This window comes from Pseudoalteromonas sp. SIMBA_162 (assembly GCF_046535955.1).
Lineage (GTDB): Bacteria > Pseudomonadota > Gammaproteobacteria > Enterobacterales > Alteromonadaceae > Pseudoalteromonas > Pseudoalteromonas marina.
The window spans coordinates 17,038-33,397 of sequence record NZ_JAWJBQ010000004.1 but is presented as its reverse complement, the minus strand read 5'-3'; the positions used below and the strand labels follow the sequence as shown (position 1 = coordinate 33,397).

10 protein-coding genes are annotated in these 16,360 nt (G+C 40.0%); 6 read left to right on the top strand and 4 right to left on the bottom strand.

Annotated elements, in window-relative coordinates:
* Positions 1-121 precede the first annotated feature (121 nt).
* From R0J88_RS04060 to R0J88_RS04045, 4 genes are all read left to right on the top strand, one after another.
* Positions 122-2,569, top strand: coding sequence for a M1 family metallopeptidase (locus tag R0J88_RS04060; protein WP_410899165.1), 2,448 nt, complete (start codon positions 122-124; stop codon positions 2,567-2,569).
* Positions 2,569-3,063 (top strand): DUF6702 family protein, encoded by a 495-nt coding sequence (locus R0J88_RS04055; RefSeq protein WP_410899164.1) that lies wholly within the window; start codon positions 2,569-2,571, stop codon positions 3,061-3,063. The genes R0J88_RS04060 and R0J88_RS04055 overlap by 1 nt, the downstream gene beginning before the upstream one ends.
* Before the next feature lie 312 nt (positions 3,064-3,375).
* Positions 3,376-3,993 (top strand): HAD family hydrolase, encoded by a 618-nt coding sequence (locus R0J88_RS04050; protein WP_410899163.1) that lies wholly within the window; start codon positions 3,376-3,378, stop codon positions 3,991-3,993.
* 121 nt (positions 3,994-4,114) lie between these two features.
* Positions 4,115-4,840, top strand: a complete 726-nt coding sequence (locus tag R0J88_RS04045) for a YebC/PmpR family DNA-binding transcriptional regulator (RefSeq protein ID WP_410899162.1) — start codon at positions 4,115-4,117, stop codon at positions 4,838-4,840.
* 274 nt (positions 4,841-5,114) lie between these two features.
* Here the strand turns inward: R0J88_RS04045 and R0J88_RS04040 are convergent, their stop codons facing one another.
* Positions 5,115-7,295 (bottom strand): malate synthase G, encoded by a 2,181-nt coding sequence (locus R0J88_RS04040; protein ID WP_410899161.1) that lies wholly within the window; start codon positions 7,293-7,295, stop codon positions 5,115-5,117.
* A gap of 233 nt (positions 7,296-7,528) precedes the next feature.
* On the opposite strand from R0J88_RS04040, the gene R0J88_RS04035 reads away from it, so the two are divergent.
* Positions 7,529-9,130 (top strand): isocitrate lyase, encoded by a 1,602-nt coding sequence (locus tag R0J88_RS04035; RefSeq protein ID WP_410899160.1) that lies wholly within the window; start codon positions 7,529-7,531, stop codon positions 9,128-9,130.
* A 590-nt stretch (positions 9,131-9,720) separates the two neighbouring features.
* On the opposite strand, the gene R0J88_RS04030 is transcribed toward R0J88_RS04035, so the two are convergent.
* The 3 genes from R0J88_RS04030 to R0J88_RS04020 form a co-directional block, all read right to left on the bottom strand.
* Positions 9,721-11,745 (bottom strand): S9 family peptidase, encoded by a 2,025-nt coding sequence (locus tag R0J88_RS04030; protein ID WP_410899159.1) that lies wholly within the window; start codon positions 11,743-11,745, stop codon positions 9,721-9,723.
* Between the two features lie 159 nt (positions 11,746-11,904).
* On the bottom strand, positions 11,905-12,630 hold the full coding sequence (locus R0J88_RS04025; RefSeq protein WP_410899158.1) for a 5-oxoprolinase subunit PxpA: 726 nt from the start codon (positions 12,628-12,630) through the stop codon (positions 11,905-11,907).
* Position 12,631: 1 nt separating this feature from the next.
* The gene (locus tag R0J88_RS04020; RefSeq protein ID WP_410899157.1) at positions 12,632-14,443 is read right to left on the bottom strand and encodes a glycoside hydrolase family 3 protein; all 1,812 of its coding nucleotides are present in this window, start codon (positions 14,441-14,443) and stop codon (positions 12,632-12,634) included.
* A gap of 305 nt (positions 14,444-14,748) precedes the next feature.
* Here R0J88_RS04020 and R0J88_RS04015 point away from each other — a divergent pair, with 305 nt between their 5' ends.
* Complete coding sequence (locus R0J88_RS04015; RefSeq protein WP_410899156.1) at positions 14,749-16,317, top strand: diguanylate cyclase; 1,569 nt, start codon at positions 14,749-14,751, stop codon at positions 16,315-16,317.
* Positions 16,318-16,360: the final 43 nt, after the last annotated feature.

Here is a 16,360-nt window from a genome sequence, read left to right as displayed (position 1 = left end):
ATTTGTGCGTACAAAACTTTAGTGAATATCACCCTAAAAATAGGGTGTTTGGTCGCTATTTAATTGAAGAAAACGGCTACATTTGACACAGTATGATCACAAAATTATTTTAGGACTAACAATGAAAAAAATAAGTCTTACGCTAAGTGCGCTTTTATTACCAGTGGTAATGTCGGGCGGTGCTTTTGCGTCTTCAGTTGAACAAACCAAAGGGTCGTTTGTTGATAAGTTTCGTCAGTTAGATGAAGCATTGCCGACACCAAATGTTTACCGCAGTGCTGCGGGTGAACCAGGTGAAAATTATTGGCAACAACAAGTAAACTACGATATTGACGTGAAGTTAGATGAAAAAAAGCGTCGTCTTAGTGCAAGCCAGAGCATTGAGTATAAAAATAACTCACCGCATACATTAAAATATTTATGGTTACAGTTAGACCAAAATATTTTTAAAAGCGATTCAATTGCTGAAACTACAAAAACATTTAAGAGCACACTTGAAAGCTTACCAGCGCAAAAGCCCGCAAAACTGAGCCTAGGGCAGTTACGTCGCCAGCAATTTATGAGTGACAACGAACTTGGCTTTGAAATAAGCAATGTTAAAGACGAAGACGGTAAAGCACTACGTGTAACAATCGTAGATACATTAATGCGTATTGACTTGAATGAGCCGTTAAAGCCAGGTAAAGAAGTTGAGTTCAGCATGGACTTTGCGTTCAATATTGTTGAAGAAGATGCTGTTGGCGCACGCTCAGGTTATGAGCATTTTGAAAAAGATGGCAACGATATATTTTTACTTGCCCAGTGGTTTCCGCGTTTAGCAGCGTACACAGATTACGAAGCTTGGACAAACAAAGCCTTTTTAGGGTCGGGTGAGTTTACGCTTGAATTTGGCGATTACGACGTAGAAATTACAGTACCAGCTGATCACATTGTATCGGCGACGGGTAAGTTAGATAATCCAAGCAAGGTACTTACAAGCACGCAGCGTAAACGTTTAAAGCAATCTGAAACTGCTAAGCGTCCTGTGTTTATTGTGACCGAAGAAGAAGCACTCGAAAACGAAAAAGAAGGCACAGACAAAACGAAAACGTGGCGCTTCAAAGCCGAAAATGTTCGCGATTTTGCGTGGGCGTCGTCACGTAAATTTATGTGGGATGCAAAAGGCTATCAGCAAGGCGGTGATGTTCAACCACTTGTAATGGCAATGTCGTTTTTCCCTAAAGAGGGCGGCGACTTATGGAAAAAATACTCTACAGAATCAGTAGTGCATACAATGGAAGTGTATTCAAAGTATTCGTTTGATTATCCTTACCCAACTGCACAATCGGTAAATGGTCCGGTTGGTGGTATGGAATACCCAATGATCACTTTCAATGGTCCACGTACTAAGTTACAAGATGATGGTACACGCACTTATTCTCAATCAGAGAAACGTTTTTTAATTGGCGTTGTTATTCATGAAGTTGGTCATATTTACTTCCCAATGATCGTTAACTCTGATGAACGTCAGTGGACCTGGATGGATGAAGGTCTAAATAGCTTTTTAGATGGTGTTGCTGGACGCGAATGGGACCCTACTATTCCTTGGGGTGTTGAGCCTCGTGATATTGTATCGTATATGAAATCTGAAGTTCAGGTGCCTATTATGACGCAATCAGATAGCGTACTTCGCTTAGGCCCTAATGCTTACACTAAACCAGCTGCTGCGCTTAATATTTTACGTGAGGTGATTTTAGGCCGCGATTTATTCGACTTTGCATTTAAAGAGTACGCACAGCGCTGGAAATACAAGCGCCCTACCCCTGCTGATTTTTTCCGTACTATGGAAGAGGCATCAGGTGTTGATTTAGATTGGTTTTGGCGCGGCTGGTTTTACACTACAGACCACGTAGATATCTCGTTAGATAAAGTGTATCAACTGCGTTTAGATACTAAGAATCCAGATATAGATTACAGCCGCCTACGTGATATTGAAGCTGATAAACCAACATCGTTATTTGTTGAGCGTAACCGAGCAGAAGGTAAAAAAACATGGGTTGAGAAAAACCCTGATATTTCTGATTTTTATGACGAAAATGACCGATTCACGGTAACGAATAAAGAGCGCAACGCGTACAACAAGTTTTTAAAAGGGCTTGAGCCGTGGGAGCGTAAAACGCTAGACCGCGCATTAAGTGACGATCAAAACTATTACGTGATGGAATTTTCAAACTTAGGCGGTTTGGTGATGCCAATTTTACTTGAGCTCACGTATGAAGATGGCACTAAAGAAGAGCGTTACATTCCTGCTGAAATTTGGCGTCGTAATCATAAAAATGTACAAAAGCTTATAGTTACCGATAAAAATAAGCCGCTTGTATCAGTAAGTGTTGATCCACGATGGGAAACAGCAGACGTTGATATAGAAAATAATAACTACCCGCGTCGTATTATCCCTTCACGTATTGAAGTGTTTAAAAAGAGTAAGAGCAAAGCTAAAGTGAGTCGCGATATCATGCAAGATATTAAAACAGAGCTTAAAAGCGATGAAAAAAAAGACGAAAAGGATGAAGTAGAGGAACAGCAATAATGCGTTTTTTGCTTATTGTTGTTTGCTTTTTAATTGCTGCGCCAAGTATGGCGCATCAATTAAAATCATCAGTAACTACTGTGCTTTTTAACAAAAGAACGCATAATGTTGAGCTTATGCATCGGTTTTACTTACACGATACTGAGCATGCTGTTAGCAGCTTATTTGAAGGTAAAATTGATATAATGAGCAATAAAACCGATCAACAACGTTTTGCTAAATATGTTGAGTCACATGTGGCTTTGCAAACATTAAATGGTGACGCTGTGCCGCTTAGTTTTGTTGGCGCGCAGGTTGACGGTAAGTTTTTTTGGGTTTACCAAGAGGCACCTATCCCAGAGGGAATTGAAGGGATAAAAATGAGTAACGGTGCGCTGCGCGATTTGTGGTCATCGCAAGTAAATATGGTCAATGTTGAAGGCAAAGGTAGGGTTAAAACCCTAACCTTTGCTCAAGACGATACCTGGCTTGAGGCTCGCTTTGAGACTAACTAACTCATCATTAATACACAATGCGCACTTTGTTCAAGTGCGCATCTTAATGCGCTATTTAAGCTATGTTCATAATTGATCGGTAAAATACAGAGATACGTAAAAGTCTGAGTTGTTTATATTTACCTTGTTTTGCGCAATATACAACTAACTGCTAAGCTTCTTTTCATTGTTAGTTGCTTTGAAGTTAATGAACACCACGCACTATTAATTTAAATATAATTAGTATTAACTGTTCCCATTTTAGGGTGTAAGCTCCGAGAATTTTATGTTTGAAAAAAGCTTAACTAATTATTTTCATAAACAAGGATTGGTATGACGACTCAGGTAGAGGCTATCCATGGTGTTATTTTTGATCTTGATGGTACATTAGTATCGTCAGAACTCGACTTTTCACTTATTAAAGCCCAAATTGGCTGTCCCGATAGCGAAGATTTACTCGACTTTATCGCGCAACTTCCTTCTCCTTATATGCGCGAAGAGGCAATGAACATTGTTCATCAGCACGAATTATTAGATGCTCAACATGCCACGTTATTACCTGGCGTAAGTGAAGCTATTACGCTGTTAAATGAACGAAATATTCCTATGGCAATAGTGACGCGTAATTTTGACAAAGCTGCTGCACTTAAATTAAAAAATAACCCCCTTCCAATCAGTACGGTACTTACACGAAGTGATGCGCCTGCTAAGCCTGATCCGAGTGCTTTAAACGCCATTGCTACACTTTGGAACATTAGTGCTGATAACTTACTGTATGTGGGCGATTATTTGTACGATATTCAAGCTGCACATAATGCCAAAATGCGTGCATGTTTATATGCTCCAGAAGAAACTCCGCCATACGCAGATCAAGCCGATTACGTATTACATGATTTTTACGACTTAGTTGCCTTAGTTGAAAGCTACGCTAAAAAAGTAGAATTATGTTAAATTGGCTGCTGGTTGATTTCATGTATACACTATCCTTATAAAATGCACGTAAGGCGTACTAGCCCAACTCGCTTTGAATTGTTAAAATATTAAAAACTAATGTATTTATTAGAGGCACATAATGGGCAGAGCATTTGTAGTTCGTCAAAGTTCTATGATCAAAACAGCTAATGCAAAAACAAAAGTAAACTCAAAGTACGGTAAAGAGATTTACGTTGCTGCTAAAAATGGTGAACCCGATCCTGAAGTAAATCAAACTTTGCGTCGTCTAATCGAAAAAGCTAAAAAAGACCAAGTTCCTGCGCACGTTATCGAAAAAGCAATAGAGAAAGCCGCCGGTGGAGCAGGGGAGGATTACTCGGTTGCTCGCTACGAAGGCTATGGGCCTGGCAACTGTATGGTAATTGTTGATTGCTTAACCGATAACCCAAATAGAACAATTAAAGATGTGCGTTTACCGTTTACTAAAACTGATTCAAAAATAGGTACACCTGGTTGTGTAGCGCACATGTTTGACCATTACGCGGTATTGGGTTTTGCTGGCGATGACGATGAAGTTGTTTTAGAAGCACTAATGATGGCTGATGTCGATGTTGCTGATGTAGAAGCTGAGGACGGTAAAATTTCGGTTTTTGCACCGCCTACAGAATACTTTAAGGCTAAAACAGCTCTTGAAGACGCATTTGAAGGTATTAACTTTGAGGTGGACGAAATTACTTTTATTCCTCAAGTTAATATTGATATTGAGGACGAAGAGGTTATAGCTAACTTCGATAAATTTATAAATATGCTTGAAGACTGTGATGACGTACAAAATGTTTATCACAATGCAATTATAAAAAAATAATCTTAACGTTGTGTTTTATAGCAAATAAACACTAAAAAGCGTGTTTTGTGTATACAAAACACGCTTTTTTGTATTTAAAGAAATGTTAGGTATTCATAGAGTTTATTAATTTATGTGTTTCTATTTTAAAATGAGTTGTTTTAATTGTGTTTAAGCACATCTTTATAAAAATTGGTGTGCTTGTTTGTTGATTTAGACAATAAAAAACCAGCCCTAAGGCTGGTTTTGACACGAAATAAACAATTAAGATACAGCGTTAAACATTTGGAGTGTATTAACTTTGCTGTAACTTATACTGTATACGGTAGCTATGTAATAACGGTTCAGTATAGCCACTAGGTTGTGTCGTTCCTTCAAGTACTAAGGCGAGGGCTGCTTGAAACGCAATACTATTTTTTAGTGTTTCAGGGCTGCTTGCCATTGGGGTATAGGCTTTATCGTGTTCGTTTTGGCCGTCTACTACCTTGGCCATTTTTGCCATTGTGGATGTAATTTGCTCCTGTGTACATATGCCATGCAATAACCAGTTAGCCATATGTTGACTAGATATTCTAAGTGTTGCTCTGTCTTCCATTAGCCCTACATGGTTAATATCGGGTACTTTAGAGCAGCCTACACCTTGGTCTATCCAACGCACTACGTAACCCAAAATACCTTGCGCATTGTTTTCTAGCTCACTTTGTATATCTTCTTTTGAAAGTGACGATGGGTCTTGCATGAGTGGTGGAGTAAGCAGGTCGTCAAGGCTCGCTATGGCACGCTGAGCGATAGCGTTTTGCTCGCTGAAAACATTAACATCATGGTAATGCATAGCATGCAGCGTTGCAGCAGTAGGAGAGGGCACCCATGCTGTGTTAGCACCCGATTTAGGATGTGCTAATTTTTGCTCCATCATCAGCGCCATTTTATCTGGCATCGGCCACATGCCTTTGCCTATTTGAGCTTTTTGGCTTAACCCACATGCAAGGCCAATATCGACATTGCGGTCTTCGTAAGCACTGATCCAAGACTGTTGTTTTATTTCGGCTTTAGGAAGCGCAACACCTGCTTGCATTGATGTGTGAATTTCATCGCCTGTACGGTCTAAAAAGCCGGTGTTAATAAATACAACACGTTGTTTTGCTTCATTTATACATGCTTTTAAATTGACAGATGTACGACGTTCTTCATCCATAATACCCATTTTCATGGTGTTTTTTGGTAAGTTTAACGCCTCTTCTACATGGGTAAACAGTGTACTTGTAAAAGCAACTTCTTCTGGGCCATGCATCTTAGGTTTTACAATATTAATGCTCTGTGCACTGCTATTTTTTACGCCAGACGTTTTATTTAAGTCGTGCAGGGCGGCTGTGGCAGTAAACATTGCATCCATAATGCCTTCAAAAACCGGCTCGCCGTAAACGTCAGTAATAGCTGGGTTTGTCATTAAGTGGCCAACGTTTCTGACAAACATCATACTGCGGCCCTTAAGCGTTATAGCAGCGCCATCAATAGAGGTATATGTTCTGTCGTTTTGCAGCGTACGCTCTACGACTTTATCGCCTTTTTTAAACGATTCAACTAGGTTACCTTGCATTAAACCTAGCCAGTTTTTGTAAACTTGCACTTTATCTTGTGCATCGACAGCGGCTACAGAGTCTTCACAATCCATAATAGTAGTTAGGGCTGCTTCAAGTACCACATCTTTTAAACCCGCTTTGTCAGCTTGGCCAATAATATGGTGGTGATCTATCTGTAATTCTATATGTAAGCCATTGTTTTTAAGCAATACAACGCTTGGGTTTTGGGCTTCGCCCTGGTAGCCAATTAACTGAGAGGGGTCAGCTAACGTGGTTTGAGAGCTGTCACGCAGAGTAATAACCAGTGCGCCATTTACAACAGAATAGTTGGTGCTTTCTATGTGCGAGCCGTTTTCAAGAGGGAGTGCTTTGTCTAAAAACTGGCGTGCGTATGCCATTACTTTAAAGCCACGAACAGGGTTATAGGTAGTTCCTTTTTCGGCACCGTCATCTTCACTTAGCACGTCTGTGCCATATAAGGCGTCGTATAACGACCCCCAGCGCGCGTTAGCCGCATTAAGTGCAAAGCGTGCGTTACTTACTGGAACAACTAATTGTGGGCCTGCTGTAACAGCTATTTCGGGTTCAACCTGTTGTGTTTCAATTTTAAAATTAGCAGGTTCTGGTACTAAGTAGCCAATGTCACTTAAAAAGCGACGGTATTGCTCGCTATCCCACGTTTTATTTTCAATGTGGTATTGATCAATTTGTTGCTGTAGTTGTTCACGTTTGGCCAGCAACGCTTTATTTATTGGCGTTAACGTTTGAACAATTTTTGCAAAACTTTGCCAAAATTGGTGTTCTGATAAGTGTGTACCAGGTAGTAGTTGAGTTTTAACAAAGTCAGCGAGCTCTAAATCTACGCTGAGTCCTGAATGTGTGAGAGTGTGGGTCATAATTGCCTTCCTTAAACGGTCGCCATAGTATTTGTGCGTTTGAGCAACAATAACGTAAAAAAGCCATGTTGAGTGTGTTTTTGATATTCACAAAAAATATAGTCGCAATAAAAACTATAAATTTACTAAATCTGAAAAATAAGCCTAATGTTGAATTAAGCGCTACGGAGCACAAGCAACGTCGCCACTCTCACAACATAAATTATTTATATACCCGTTCGAAGGACTTTATTATGACAACATATCAACGTGAAACCGATACACTTTCTACTTTATGCCAATCTCAAGGAAATGCATGGCAGGCAATTAACCCAGAGTATGCAACTCGCATGCGTTTACAAAATCGCTTTCGTACTGGGATAGAAATTGCGCAATACACAGCTGACGTAATGCGTGAGGATATGGCCGCTTACGATAAAGACACAAGCCAGTACACACAGTCTTTAGGGTGTTGGCATGGATTTACTGCCCAGCAAATGATGATGGCTATTAAACGCCATCAAAAAACAACTAAACGTAGTTATGTTTACTTAAGTGGTTGGATGGTTGCTGCACTTCGCTCTGCGTTTGGTCCGTTACCTGACCAAAGCATGCACGAAAAAACATCTGTTCCAGCGCTTATTGAAGAAATTTACACATTTCTAAAGCAAGCCGATGCCCGTGAACTTGATCACTTATTTAATGACCTAGATGAAGCAAAAGCGAATGGCGGCGACGTTCAAGCTGTGCTTGATAAAATCGACAATTTTGAAACACATGTAGTGCCAATTATTGCTGATATTGATGCCGGTTTTGGTAATGAAGAAGCGACCTACTTACTTGCTAAAAAAATGATTGAAGCCGGTGCATGTGCTATTCAAATCGAAAACCAAGTATCTGATGCTAAACAATGTGGTCACCAGGCGGGTAAAGTAACCGTACCTCACGAAGACTTTTTAGCAAAAATTAATGCGGTTCGATACGCATTTTTAGAGCTAGGTATCGATAACGGTATTATTGTTGCGCGTACTGATTCATTAGGTGCTAGCTTGACTCAAAAAGTACCGGTATCAAAAACTCCAGGTGATTTAGCAAGCCAGTATAATGCCTTCTTAGAGACTACGCCTATTAATGGTGTAGAGGACTTAAACGAAGGTGATACGGCAATGAAAATCAACGGTGAGCTGTGTAAACCTACTCGCCTTGAAAATGGCCTGTACCAGTTCCGTGAAGGAACAGAGAAAGACCGCGTAGTACTTGACTGTGTAACTAGCCTTCAATCGGGCGCTGATTTATTGTGGATTGAAACAGAAAAGCCACATGTAAAACAAATTGCTGAACTTGTAAACCGCGTTAAAGAGCAAGTACCAAATGCTAAACTAGTTTACAACAACTCACCTTCATTCAACTGGACACTTAAGTTCCGTGAGCAAGTTTATCAAGAGTGGGCAGAAGAAGGCCGTGACCTTAGTGCATACCCAAGCTTAGGTGACAACAAAGCACTTATGGCGCCAGAAATGGATGCAACAGAGCTTGCCGCCGCTGCTGACGTACTTGTACAGAACTTCCAACGTGATGGTGCACGTGAAGCGGGTATTTTCCACCACTTAATTACGCTGCCTACTTACCACACAGCAGCACTTAGCACAGATATTTTGTCAGAGGGCTACTTTGGTGACCTAGGTATGCTTGCTTATGTACGTGATGTACAACGCCAAGAAATTCGCCGTGAACAAGCATCTGTTAAGCACCAAGACCTAGCGGGTTCTAACATTGGTGATACACACAAAGAGTACTTCTCTGGTGATAACGCATTAAAAGCCGGTGGTGAAGATAACACCATGAACCAGTTCTAAAATTTCTAGATAGTGTTACTCAAGGGCCGCAAGGCCTTTTTTATGTGCAACAAAATCTTACTTAATAACAAAGCCCTTAGCCGTATTTAAAGCGAATTTTTTATGAGGAATAAAACTTACATCAGGTCTCTTGGGTATTGCAGATCATAGTTTGACTAACAATGGATATACAGATCACGATTTAACTAGCTAACCACATTTGTAGATCAGAGTTTAACTAACCGCTTAATTAAAGCGTTTTATAAGTATTTTTTTGTTGTAAAGGGGCTTAAAAGAGCAATGAAAGGTTGGAAATGCGTTAATTTTTGATGTTTTTAGTGCTTAAACTCAATTTATAAACCGATTTTTTACCAACGCTTACCTTTCACAAAACAAATTTTTACTAACTGAAAGGCTATAAACAGTGACTCAAACCGGTTTTTTACTAACTCAAACTATCAAAAGAGCTATAAACCGAAATTTTACTAACTGAGAAATCGGTTAAGTCCGATATGTAATGTGTCATTAAAATGTAAAGGGGGTTTACACTTTGCAAATATACAAAAGCCACTTTAAAAAAGTGGCTTTTAATAATTAACTCAAATGAAAAGTTATTTACTGTGCTTATCAAACCACCATTGAATATAAGCCACTTTAGTCATTAAGTTAGACGGACGCGCTGTAATACCATGTGATGCAGCGGGTATACGAACCATAGCGGTGTCTACACCTTGTAGCTTAAGCGCTTGGTAGTATTGCTCTGTTTCAGAAATGGGTGTTCGGTAGTCAGCTTCACCTGTTAGTAGCATTGTAGGGGTAGTCACATTACCTACATAACTAATTGGCGAGCGTTTCATGTAATGCGCTATGTGGTCCCAAGGTTTGCCTGGAAACCAGTAATCAGCAAAAAAAGGATAAAAGTCGGCAGTTAGTACAAAGCTGATCCAATTTATAACGGGTTTTGCAACAACGGCAGCAGCAAATCGGTCAGTGTGACCTACAATCCAAGCAGTTAGTACACCTCCGCCAGAGCCACCTGTAACAAATAGTTTTGATTCATCAATAAACCCTTTTTCAATAAGTGCATCAACCCCAGTCATTAAGTCATCAAAGTCATTACTTGGGTAATTATGATGAATGGTTTGTGCAAACTCTTTTCCATACGAGTCACTTCCGCGCGGGTTCATGTATAACACCACATTACCTTTTGCTGCAAAAAGCTGAACTTCGGCACTAAAGTGAGGCCCATAATTAGCCACCGGCCCGCCATGAATTTCTAACACTAAAGGATATTTTTTAGATTTATCAAACCCTGGCGGGTAAGCAATCCATCCTTGAATAGGTAATTGGTCGTAGCTTGATTTAAGCCAAATTTCTTCTACTTTAGCCAGTTGTTTATCACCCAGCGCATCGCTATTAAGTGAAGTTAAGCGCTCTGCCTTACCGCGTTTAATGGTGGCTATATCTGCAGGGCGTTGAGTGTCGGCAAGTGTAAACGCGATATCGCCGTTATTGCTTACATCAAAATCCCCGCCTGAGTATGGTCGGCCGAATGCCACACTGCCAATTTTTTCGGTGATCACCTTACGTTTACCACTACGAGGTTGGTAGGCGAGTGCGGTTTTGCCTTCATCGGCATAGCTAAAATAGAGGCCTTTTGAATTTGCGCTCCATTTTATTTGGCCAACGCTGCGATCGAAATCGCTAGTCAGACTTTGAGTATCACCGGTTTTTAAATCACGAATATAAAGTTGAGTGTTCTCGTAATTAGTACGTTTATCATCGTATCCTGTATAAGCAAGGTAGCGACCATCAGGCGAGACTTTAGGCTGTTGATCTGGACCATTTCTATCAGTGATTGCTTCAATGGCTAAGGTGGTAAGGTTTAGCTTATATACTTCAGTATTTGTGGGTTTAAGCTGGTTATTTTCATGTCTATTAGCTGAATAATAAAGTGAGCTGCCATCTTTACTAAAGCTAACATCGCCAGCGTTATCAAATTCATCACGGGTAAGTTGCTTAGCATTTCCGCCGTTAGCATCAAGTGTAAATAATTGATTAAAGCCTTTTTGCGAGTATCCACCACCGTCGGCTCGATAGTATACGTCATCAATAAATTTAGCCGGCTCTGCCCACGTTGCGCCTTTCGGTTTTCCTGGCAAATTAACCGGTGGCGTGTTTTTACTTGGTACAAACATGCTGAATACAAGCTGGCTTGAATCGGGGCTCCAACTAATAGCGCGAGGGCTACTGGTTAAATTACTTATTTTGGCAATGGCACCGGTTTTAAGCCACTTCATATAAATTTGGCTGCTGCCATCACGAGTAGATATAAAGGCAAGGCGTTGCCCATCTGGAGAAAGTACTGGCGAGTAATCCATATGAACGCCGGAAGTGAGGGGCTGCATTTGTTTGGTTTTGTAATTAACAGACCAAATGTTTCCCACTTTTCGGTCTGTTTTTATATCCATGCGGTTTCGCACAAAGTAAACGGTTTTTCCGTCGTCAGTAATATCTATTTGATTTGCATATTCTAAATCAAATACATCTTGAAGTTGCAGTGTGTGTGTATTCTCGTTTGCGCTGGCTAAATGGCTTGCGCTTAATATAAAACTAAGTGCTAAAAGTTGTTTCATTATTAATCCCTGTTATTAACTTATGTACAGTTATAAGTGAGGGATTATTAAATTAACAGTGCAATGCGATGAAGCTCATATTTAACTCCATGGGTGTATTTAACAAGTTGGGGTAAAAAGCTGTAAAGGGGGTTTACAGCTTTCGTATATTACTAAAGGTCAGTCACACAGTGCTTTTATTTCTTTAATGAGTTCAATTGCATCGTTATTGTCTCCATGGACACATAAACTATGTGCATTAAGCATTAGTTGCTTACCTGAGCGTGTAGTTACACTGCCTGTTTGTATAAGCTGTTTTACCTGTGCAAGTATGGCGGGTTTATCATGCACGCTGCCATCGAGTTTGCGAGAGACCAAATGGCCCTCATCAGTGTATTGCCTATCTGCAAATGCTTCGAGTAACAGTTCTACATTAAACTGTTTAGCTAACTGGATGTGTTTATCTGCTTGATTAGTCGCTAAAATCATCAGCTTTAGTTTGCTAGGGTAGTTCGCGACAGCAGATAAAATGGTTGCTAACACGTCGTTGTTAGCCATCATATCGTTATAAAGTGCACCATGTGGTTTTACATAGCTTAACGTAAGCCCCTGTATTTTTGCCATGCCTTCAAGCGCTGCTATCTGATACTGAATACAATTTGTTAGTTCGCTTGTTGTTAACGCCATAGAGCGTCGTCCAAACCCTTGAAGATCAGGGTAACTGGGATGCGCTCCTACTGTTACGTTGTTTTTTTTAGCTAACGTTAATGTTGTTGCTATTACATCAGGGTCACCGCCATGAAAACCACAAGCAATGTTCGCCATATCAATATGTGGCATAACTTGATCATCTAGCCCCATTTTCCATGAGCCAAAGCTTTCGCCCAAATCACAATTTAGTTTCATGTTAATTGCCTTTTTGCGGTTTAATTGTAACAGGTAAGGTGCCATTGGCAGTGGCTTGCCCAACTATTACTTTAGCGAGTGCGGTAAACGCTGGGCCTGAAACACGTTCGTGCGTGTCTACATCAATATTGTATGCATATGATGCCAGTACACTGTGGGCATAGTCGCCAAATTTAGCGATGTCGTAAGGAGCCCTCAAACTTATAAATACAGTACGCTTATCAAATTTGTTAGCCATGGCAAGCAGTGACTCAAGCGCTTGTGGCTGTTCGCGCGTGTTAAGCGCAAAATTAGGGTCATCTTTTAAATCATCCATGCCACCAATTTCAACCGCGCTTTGATTAGGCGTGGCATTACCCGCAATGACAACATCAGCTGCTTTAATGCTCTGGGTTGCTTGTGCTGGGTCAAACCCTTGTAAGCTGCTGCAGCTGAACGTAATAGATGATGAACTTGCAGATTCAATTGCTTGCTGCATAGCCATACACTTACGGGTGTCGGGCATAATAATATGTATATGTTGGCCATTATTTAAATTTAGTGGCAATGTGTTTTCTGTGTTTTTTACCTGTGTTATTGCTGCTAAAGCAAGCTCGGCCTCTATTTTTCTGTGTTGTTTATTGCCTAATATACTTTTTGCATTAACTACTGCATTAATAGGGTCAAACTCAGTAGATAACTCAAATGCATTTTTAAGCGAAATAATACGCGCAGCCGACAGTGTTATTTCTTGCTCATCTAACTGATTTGACTCGACAGCATGAACTAACGACTTAATAAGCTCATCAAGCTTTTTTATATCATCGGGCGTTCTTATTTCTATTGGCATAAGCGCAATATCAACGCCGGCTAAAAATGTATTTATAACAGCTTGAATGGGTGTAAAAAACTGACTAATACCAGCCATATCAAGTGCGTCGGTAACCACTACGCCTTTATAGTTAAGCTCACCTCTTAAAATGTCGGTAATAATAGTGCGCGACATAGTGGCGGGTTTAATCATTGTTTTGCCTTCTACAGAGACAAAGGTTGAGCTATCTAGCGCTGGGTATTGTATGTGCGCTGTCATGATCATACCGGGATTTTGCTTAGCAATAATATGTTTAAAAGGGGCTAAATCTTGTTCGTAAATGGTATTTTTTGAGTGAGCAACATTAGGGAGTCCTGTGTGGCTATCAACGTGAGTATCGCCATGTCCCGGAAAATGTTTGAGCGATGTAATTATGCCATTGCTCTCAAACCCAGCCACTTGTGCTGCGCCAAGTTCACTCACTCGTTGTGGGTTCTCACCAAACGAGCGTACATTTATAACGGGGTTGTCTGGGTTCATATTCACATCAATGGTAGGTGCATAATTTACATTGATCCCCAGGGCTGTTAGCTCATTGGCAATAACCGTTGCTGATTTAGTAGCAAAGTCAACGCCGTGCTGTTTATAGGTTGCACCAATAGACATATTACCCGTGAATGACGTTGCAACATCACGCGGCAAACGCGCAACTCTTCCGCCCTCTTGGTCTATTGATATAAATAGTGGCAGTTTACTTGAAGATTTACGGGCAGCCACTTGAAGTTGATGGCTAAGCGTAATGGTTTGTTCAATTGACTGTGTGTTTTCTGAAAATAATATGACGCCACCAATGTTATAGTCGCTGATTACGCGTGCCAATGACTCTGGTAGCTTTGTCATTGGTGTTCTGCAATGTTTACCAGTGCCTTGTTCACAGAAATAGCGAAAATCGAGCATTAACTTTTGCCCTAGTTTTTCCTCAAGAGAAAGAGCCGGTTTTGCAACCGCTTTAATTGATGGCATTAAGCACCCAGATATAAAAATAATTGACGATAAAACATACTTATTTAGCAAAATACACTCCAAAGCTAAATAAAATGAACAAGTAAAAGCAGCTTATCTATTTTTTTATACAACTGCAAAATAAGCGCACCCTAGTTAGTAGGGGGGAATGTAACGTCACAATGTAATAAAAAGTTATTTGGCTGGTTATTAAAAATACACTATGTGCTCAAATATTAGATAATTAATAAATGGCGGGGTATAATTGTAAATACTTTTTAACAAAGTACTTGCTTTAATAGCAGTGTACTGTGGGCTATTTACTTTTGCTGAATAAATTATTTCCTGTGCTTAATCTGCGTCTTCTTATTGTGCTATTGGCTTTTTCTGCGGCTTTAGCCACGCTCATTAGTAGTTTTCATTCAACGTACCAAGTACAAAAAGAGCAGTTAGTAAGCCATACATTAAAAAGTAACTTCGCTTACGCTAATAAATTAGCTTCAGCAACCGACAACTTTTTAGAGTCTGCAAAACAACAACTAGCATATTCAGCAAATAAAATTGAGCAAAACATAAATAATGCAGCATTGCTGCAAGAAGAAGTAACGCGCTTAAATTTGCAAACAAATAGCTTTAATTCAGTTGTTATCAGTAAGAATGGGGTTATAAATGCCACATCCCCTTATTTACCTGAGATCATAGGAAAATCAATTTCCTCTCCCGGCGCAACACAGGCTTTAAAAGAAAAAAAGCCACTTATTAGTATGCCGTACATGTCAGCAGCCAATAATTTAATTATATTTATATCGCACCCCTTATTTGACAAAGAGGGAAATTATTTAGGCTATGTGGGCGGCTCGTTATATTTAAAAGAAAGAAATATTTTAAATGATCTTCTAGAGCAACACTTTTACGAAGGGGGATCGCACCTTTATGTCGTCGATGCTAATAAGCAAATCCTGTATCACCCAGATAGCAAGCGAGTAGGTACAAGCGTTGCCAATAATAAAGTAATCAATGCGGTTATTACAGGAGAGGCGGGACAAGCCGTTGTAGTAAACAGCAAAGGGGTAAAAATGCTCGCAGGATTTTCACCCGTTATTAATTCAAACTGGGGCGTAGTGGCCCAACGGCCCATCAAAGCAACACTTACGTCTTTAGATACATTAATTATGGAAGTATTTTCAAGAACGCTCCCTATGGCGTTAGTTACCTTCATATTCATAGGTGTATTTTCGTATTTCATTTCACGCCCATTAAAGCAACTCGCTAGTAGTGCAAACAGACTCGACGAAGTAAACAGTATAGAAAAGCTAAAAAAAATAAAAGCGTGGTACTTTGAAAGCCAAAGATTGAAACTGGCCATGCTTAATGGCGTCAATATTTTACAAACACAAATAGGGCAACTTAAGCACGATGCCCAAACCGATCCGCTGACAAACACCCACAATCGTAGAAGCTTAAATGGTTTACTCAGTCAGCTAATGTTAAAGCAAACACCTTTCGCTATTTTAGAAATAGACATCGATTTTTTTAAACGTGTGAACGATACCTTTGGGCACGATAAAGGCGATGATGCACTTAAAGTATTAGCCGATATTATAAAAAAGATCTCTCGAAAAGGAGATATTGTATCGCGTATTGGTGGTGAAGAGTTTTTACTTGTATTGCCTCATGAAGACAGTCAAAGCGCTCTAAAAATAGCAGAGCGATTACGCACCACTGTTGAAACAACGCAAATGGAAACAATCGGTTTTATTACCGTTTCAATTGGAATTGCAACTTGGCCAATTCACAGCAATGACATAGACCAAGTATATAAATGTGCAGACAAAGCGCTTTACCATGCTAAAGAGCATGGCCGTAATCGCTGCGTAGTGGCAGAGCCTAGTTAATATAGACATGTTTAATTTGAATTAATCTTTAGTTTAAAAATAG